This is a genomic window from Bacillus cereus group sp. BfR-BA-01408, from assembly GCF_022663305.1.
Classification (GTDB): domain Bacteria; phylum Bacillota; class Bacilli; order Bacillales; family Bacillaceae_G; genus Bacillus_A; species Bacillus_A pacificus.
The window spans coordinates 1-1,834 of sequence record NZ_JAKUFF010000159.1 but is presented as its reverse complement, the minus strand read 5'-3'; the positions used below and the strand labels follow the sequence as shown (position 1 = coordinate 1,834).

The window sequence follows — 1,834 nt, the reverse complement described above, 5'->3', positions numbered from 1 at the left end:
CAGGAGCAACAGGAGCAACAGGAGCAACAGGAGCAACAGGAGCAACAGGAGTAACAGGGGCAACAGGAGTAACAGGAGTAACGGGAGTAACAGGGGCAACAGGAGCAACAGGTCCAACTGGAGTTATTGGCCCCATAACAACAACTAATTTATTATTTTACACTTTTTCAGATGGAGAAAAACTTATATATACAGATTCAGATGGGCTAGCTCAATATGGTACAACTCACATATTATCTCCTGATGAGGTTTCGTACATTAATCTGTTTATTAATGGAATACTTCAACCACAACCATTATATCAGGTTAGTACTGGTCAGCTAACTTTATTAGATAATCAACCACCATCACAAGGTTCTTCAATTATTTTACAATTTATCATTATTAATTAAAAAAGACAGATTCTTAAATAAAAAGGATCTGTCTTTTTGCTCTACATTAAAGTAGTTAAAACTAAGTGACGATAAATTCAATTGTAATTGGAATTCCGCCGTCTAATGCATCTCCGCCAGGAATTGTAATAGCACCAGTAGGTCCAGTAGTAACACTGGAGTTCACACTAGGTTGAAGAATGCCGTTTACATATAAGTTATAATACGTAAAAGTCGGAAAAGCAGTTGCAGTAGTACCAGCATCGTTTAAACAAGCTGTAGCAGCAATTGCAAAAGCTGCACCAGTTCCGGTTCCAGCTCCTAGTGTAGATGTGAATCTTCTGGATGCCATAAATGGTTGAATAATTGGCAATTAATTTTCACTCCCTAAATTATTTTTTGAACAAAGTATGGGATAACTTGTCCAATATATTGTATGAAAGTTTTTGATAATAGAAACGGCTTCATGATAATAGAAGGAACACAATTTTAGTAAAGGTATTGTTGTTAATTGGTGGTTATATGACAATGTTTAGTTTTTATACTCAAGTTAAAATGTGCTTTTGAACCTAAGAGATAAACGTGGAAAAATAAAATAAACTCTTAAGTTTAGGTGTTTAATCTAAGCAGTCAATTATTAAAAACATATAATTAATATGTGAGTCATGAACATAATTAAATAACTTTTTAAAGTTTAATTATCATTCATGTTTCCTATTTTAAGTGAATTAAACCTATGCACAATTGTATAGCTCTTATAATAGGAAGACACTCAAATATAAAATAAGTAAGGAGGAAATAAATGTCACATAATAATTGTTTTGGTCATAATAACTGCAATAATCCGATTGTGTTCACTCCAGAATGTTGTAACAATCCACAAACAGTTCCAATTACTAGTGAGCAATTAGGTAGATTAATTACTTTACTAAACTCTTTAATTTCGGCAATTGCAGCGTTTTTTGCAAATCCAAGTGATGCAAACAGATTAGCTTTACTCAATTTGTTTACTCAGCTATTGAACTTACTAAATGAATTAGCACCTTCTCCAGAAGGAAATTTCTTAAAACAATTAATTCAAAGTATTATTAACTTACTACAATCTCCTAATCCAAATTTAGGTCAATTACTTTCTTTATTACAACAATTCTACAGTGCTCTTGCACCATTCTTCTTCTCATTAATTATTGACCCTGCAAGTTTACAACTTTTATTAAACTTATTAACTCAATTAATTGGTGCTACGCCAGGAGGCGGCCCAACAGGTCCAACAGGTCCAACAGGTCCAGGAGGAGGAGCAACAGGTCCAACAGGTCCAACAGGTCCAGGAGGAGGAGCAACAGGTCCAACAGGAGCAACAGGCCCAACAGGAGCAACAGGCCCGACAGGAGCGACAGGTCCAGCAGGTTCTGGTGGCGCAACAGGAGTAACTGGTGCAACAGGCCCAACTGGAGCAACAGGTG

Annotated in this window: 3 protein-coding genes; 2 read left to right on the top strand and 1 reads right to left on the bottom strand. The window is 35.8% G+C overall.

Annotated elements, in window-relative coordinates; all coding sequences use genetic code 11:
* Positions 1-392 (top strand): DUF4183 domain-containing protein (locus tag MR083_RS26450; RefSeq protein ID WP_242270085.1); only part of this gene is annotated, 392 nt, incomplete at its 5' end.
* A 61-nt stretch (positions 393-453) separates the two neighbouring features.
* Here the strand turns inward: MR083_RS26450 and MR083_RS26445 are convergent.
* On the bottom strand, positions 454-744 hold the full coding sequence (locus MR083_RS26445) for a DUF4183 domain-containing protein (RefSeq protein ID WP_001121647.1): 291 nt from the start codon (positions 742-744) through the stop codon (positions 454-456).
* A gap of 429 nt (positions 745-1,173) precedes the next feature.
* On the opposite strand from MR083_RS26445, the gene MR083_RS26440 reads away from it, so the two are divergent.
* On the top strand, positions 1,174-1,834 hold a 661-nt coding region (locus tag MR083_RS26440), incomplete at its 3' end, for a collagen-like repeat preface domain-containing protein (RefSeq protein WP_242270084.1).